Origin of the sequence: Kitasatospora sp. NPDC059722 (genome assembly GCF_042733235.1) — a bacterium.
GTDB lineage: Bacteria > Actinomycetota > Actinomycetes > Streptomycetales > Streptomycetaceae > Kitasatospora.
The window spans coordinates 1-4,587 of sequence record NZ_JBHWGD010000176.1 but is presented as its reverse complement, the minus strand read 5'-3'; the positions used below and the strand labels follow the sequence as shown (position 1 = coordinate 4,587).

At 73.6% G+C, this 4,587-nt stretch carries 3 protein-coding genes; all 3 read right to left on the bottom strand.

The window, feature by feature from the left end:
- Positions 1 to 44: 44 nt before the first annotated feature.
- Entirely contained in the window at positions 45 to 2,684 is a 2,640-nt protein-coding gene (locus ACFV4F_RS41515; RefSeq protein ID WP_380510884.1) for an amino acid adenylation domain-containing protein, read from the bottom strand.
- Between the two features lie 38 nt (positions 2,685 to 2,722).
- Positions 2,723 to 2,917, bottom strand: a complete 195-nt coding sequence (locus tag ACFV4F_RS41510; RefSeq protein ID WP_380448963.1) for an MbtH family protein — start codon at positions 2,915 to 2,917, stop codon at positions 2,723 to 2,725.
- A gap of 56 nt (positions 2,918 to 2,973) precedes the next feature.
- A partial coding sequence (locus ACFV4F_RS41505; protein ID WP_380510881.1) for an amino acid adenylation domain-containing protein occupies positions 2,974 to 4,587 on the bottom strand: 1,614 nt, incomplete at its 5' end.

The following is a 4,587-nucleotide window of genomic DNA, read 5'->3' as shown; positions in this document are numbered from 1 at the left end:
TCGCCCCAGCGCCTCTCTCTTCAGCCGGTCTGTGGGCGGAAGCGTCAGATGACGAAGCGCTCGGCGGTCAGGGCGGGCCGTCCGAGGTAGCCCCGGGCCACGGCGTCGCCGCCGACGTACAGTTCGCCCTGCACGCCCACTGGCACCGGCTCGCCGTACTCGTCCAGGACGAGCGCGCGGTAGCCGGGGAGGGCGCGGCCGATGGGGCTGCTGCTGCTCTCGATCCGTTCCTCGTCCAGGACTTGCCAGGTGACGTGGACGGTGGTTTCGGTGATGCCGTACATGTTGACCAGGACCGGGTGGTCGGGGGCGTGGCGGCGCCACCAGGCGCGCACGGAAGCGAGGTCGAGCGCTTCGCCGCCGAACACGACCAGGCGCAGGCCGAGTTCGCCGGTCGGGTGGCGTTCGTCCTCCGCCACGAGCTGGCGGAACGCGGAGGGGGTCTGATTCAGGACGGTGACGCGTTCGCGGACGAGCAGGTCGCGGAAGGCCGCGGGATCGCGCGTGACCTCGCGGGGGACGACGACGAGCCGTCCGCCGTAGGCCAGGGCGCCCCAGATCTCCCAGACCGAGAAGTCGAAGGCGAAGGAGTGGAACAGCGACCAGACGTCGCGCTCCGACGGCTTCGCCAGGCCCTCGGTCGAGGCCAGGAGCCCGGCGAGGTTGCCGTGGGTGACTTCGACGCCCTTCGGCCTGCCGGTGGAGCCCGACGTGTAGATGACGTAGGCGAGTTCGCCGCCCTCCGGGCGGACGGAGCCGGTGTGGACGGTGTCCGTCGCCTGGGAGGTGTCGAGGGTGCGCCAGGGTCCGGCGGGGATGCGGTCGGCGGCGTCGGTGAGGACGAGCGGGACGCGGGCGTCGCCGAGGACGTATTCGATGCGGCTCGCCGGGTTGTCCGGGTCGACGGGGACGTACGCTGCGCCGAGGCGCCACACGGCGAGGACGGCGGCGGCCATGTCGACGGTGCGGGTGAGGCACAGGCCGATGCGGTCGCCGCGGTTCACGCCGGCCCCGGCGAGCAGGGCGGCGAAGTTCGAGGCACGCTCGTCGAGTTGGCGATATGTCAACTCCAGGGTGCCGTCGCTCACCGCGACGCTGTCACCGGCCGCGGCCACCTGCCCGGCGAACCGCTCCGCCGCCGACGGCCGCACCGCGGGCAACGACGCGTCCGTGCCGGCCCGTTCGAGCACCCACCGCCGCTCGGCCCCGTCCAGCACCGGCAGTTCGCCGATCGGGCGCCCCGGCCCGGCCAGCGCCCCGGTCAGCAGCAGCTGCCAGCGGCGGGCCACGGCCTGCGCCGTGGTCCGGTCGAACAGGTCCTCGGCGTACTCCAGCACCCCGCTCAGACCGGCCGGTCCGCCGTCCCCGTCGCGGTGCTCGGTCACGCCCAGGCTCAGGTCGAACTTGGCGGAGCCCGCCTCGAAGGGCTCGTCGGCGACCTCCAGGCCAGGGAGGACCAGGCCGCCGTCCCCGCCGGCCTCCAGTGCGAAGCTCACCTGGAACAGCGGGTTCCCGCCCGCAGTGCGGGCGGGGTTGACGGCCTCGACCACCCGGTCGAAGGGGACGTCCTGGTGGGCGATCGCGGTCAGGGCCGTCCGGCGCACCCGCTTCAGGAGCTCCGCGAACGTCGGGTCGCCGGAGCAGTCGAGCCGGAACACCAGGGTGTTGACGAAGAACCCGACGACCTCCTGCAGGTCATCGTCGGTCCGGCCGTCCACCGGCGAGCCGATGGGGAGGTCGGTGCCCGCCCCGAGCCGGCTCAGCAGCGCCGCGAAACCCGCCTGGAGCACCGTGAACAGTGTGACCCGGTGCTCGCGGGCCAGCCGGGCCAGCCCGCGGTGGGTGTCGGCGTCGAGCTCGAAGTGCACCGTCCCGGCGCGGGAGGGGCTTGTCGTTGAGGAGTCGGCCCGGGAGGAGCCGGCCCGGGCGGACCCGGCCGACTGCGGCCACGGGCGGTCGCGGGGGAGCCGCAGCTCCGGCGGCGCTCCGCGCAACTCCTCCCGCCAGTAGTCGAGTTGCCGCGAGACGAGGCTGTCGGGATCGTCCTCCGCGCCCAACGACCGCCGCTGGCGCACCGCGTGGTCCGTGTACTCCGTCGGCAGGGCAGGCCACTCGGGCGCGGCGCCGGCGCGGCGCGCGGCGTAGGCCGTCCCGAGGTCGCGGTCCACCAGGCCGACGGACCACCCGTCCGCGGCGATGTGGTGGATCACCAGCGCCAGCACGTGCTCCTCGGGGCCGGTCGCGAACAGCCAGGCCCGCACCGGGAGTTCGGAGGTCAGGTCGAAGTCGTGCCGGCAGGCCCGGCCGATCCGCTCGGCCACCTCGCCGGAGCCGCACTCGGCGAACTCCACCGCGAACCGCGCGGCGACGTCACCGGTGGCCACGACCTGCTGGCACGGTTCTCCGGCGACCTCCGGGAAGACCGTCCGCAGAGCCGCGTGCCGGCGCACGACGTCGCCGACCGCCGCCGTCAGCGCCGTCCGGTCCAGCCGCCCGGTGATCCGGACCACCCGGGGCATGTTGTATCCGGCTCGGAACTCCCCGAGCCTGGAGAGGAACCACAGCCGCTGCTGCGCCAGGGACAGCGGCAGCCTGCCGGTGCCCGCCGCGGCGGGTGCGTCCGGCCCGGCGGGAGCCGGGACGGGGGTCGACCCGTCCTCCGGGGTGTCCAGACCACGAGACATCTCGATGTACCTCCTCACTCCGTCCCGACCGACCGTTCCTAGGCGCTGCGCAGGCTCTTGGGCCGCATGTCGGTCCAGTTCCGCTCGATCCACTCCAGGCACTCGGGCTTCTTGCCGCGCGCGCCGGCGTCCCGCCAGCCGACCGGGTTCTCCCGGTCCTGCGGCCAGATCGAGTACTGCTCCTCGTCGTTCACCACGACCTTGTAGTCCAGGTCCAGTTCGTCGTTCGACATGCCAGCCTCCACGGCCTTCAGAGGGAATAGGGATGGGTGTGCTCGCGGTGGGACGGTCAGGCCGACAGGTGGCGGGCGAGTTCCGCGACCGTCGGGTGGAGCTGGACGTCGACCGGCCTGAGCGCGATGCCGAGCCCGCGCTGCACCCGGAAGGCGATCTGCACGGCGCGGATGGAGTCCCCGCCGAGGTCGAAGAAGTCGTCCTCCAGGCCGACCCGGTCGACCTTGAGGATCTCCGCCCACACCCGGGCCAGGCCCTCCTCGACGGGGGTGCGCGGTGCCACGTAGCCGGCGGCGTCGCCGGAGAACTCCGGTGCCGGCAGGGCGGCGCGGTCGATCTTCCCGTTGGGGGTCAGCGGCAGCGTCTCCAGGACGACGAACGCCGAGGGGACCATGTACGCGGGCAGGTGCACGGTGGCGAAGTCGCGCAGCTCGCGCGGGTCGGTCCCGTCCGGGCAGGCCGTGTAGGCGACGAGCCGGCGGTCGCCGGGGGTGTCCTCGCGGACGACGACGGTGACGCCGCGGACGGCGGGGTGGCGGCCGACGGCGGCGGCGACTTCGCCGAGTTCGATGCGGAAGCCGCGGATCTTGACCTGGTCGTCGTTGCGGCCGAGGTATTCGAGCTCGCCGTCGGCGGTCCAGCGGGCGAGGTCGCCGCTGCGGTAGAGGCGGGCGCCGGGCACGTCGGTGAAGGGGTCGGGGACGAAGCGCTCGGCGGTCAGGGCGGGCCGTCCGAGGTAGCCGCGGGCCACGGCGTCGCCGCCGACGTACAGTTCGCCCTGCACGCCCACCGGTGCGGGGTTGCCGTCGGCGTCGAGGACGAGTGTCCGGTAGCCGGGGAGGGCGCGGCCGATGGGGCTGCTGCTGGTCTCGATCCGTTCCTCGTCCAGGACTTGCCAGGTGACGTGGACGGTGGTCTCGGTGATGCCGTACATGTTGACCAGGACCGGGCGGTCGGGCGCGTGGCGGCGCCACCAGGCGCGCACGGAGGCCAGGTCGAGCGCCTCGCCCGCGAACACGACCAGGCGCAGAGCCAGTTCGTCCCGAGGATGCTGCTCCTCCGCGGTCACGAGCTGGCGGAACGCGGACGGTGTCTGGGAGAGCACCGTGACGCGTTCGCGGACCAGGAGGTCGAGGAAGGCCGCGGGATCGCGCGTCACCTCGCGCGGGACGACGACGAGCCGTCCGCCGAAGGCGAGGGCACCCCACATCTCCCAGACCGAGACGTCGAAGGCGAAGGAGTGGAACAGCGACCAGACGTCGGAGTCCGACAGGCCGACCGTCTCCTCGCCCGCGGCGAGCAGCGTGGCGAGGTTCCCGTGGGTGACCTCGACGCCCTTCGGTGTGCCGGTGGAGCCCGAGGTGTAGATGACGTAGGCGAGTTCGCCGGCCTCCGGGCGGACGGATCCGGTGTGGACGGCGTCCGTCGCCTGGGTGGTGACGAGGGTGCGCCAGGTGCCCGCGGGGATCCGGCCGACGGTGTCGGGGTCGGTCAGGACGAGCGGGACCCGCGCGTTCCCGAGGACGAATTCGAGCCGGGCCGCCGGATAGTCGGCGTCGACGGGGACGTACGCGGCGCCGAGGCGCCACACGGCGAGGACGGCGGCGGCCATGTCGACGGTGCGGGTGAGGCACAGGCCGATGCGGTCGCCGCGGTTCACGCCGGCCCC

Bases quoted from the DNA above. Each gene is read 5' to 3' on its own strand.
- ACFV4F_RS41515 (WP_380510884.1), bottom strand. From the start codon at position 2,684: ATGTCTCGTGGTCTGGACACCCCGGAGGACGGGTCGACCCCCGTCCCG.
- ACFV4F_RS41510 (WP_380448963.1), bottom strand. From the start codon at position 2,917: ATGTCGAACGACGAACTGGACCTGGACTACAAGGTCGTGGTGAACGAC.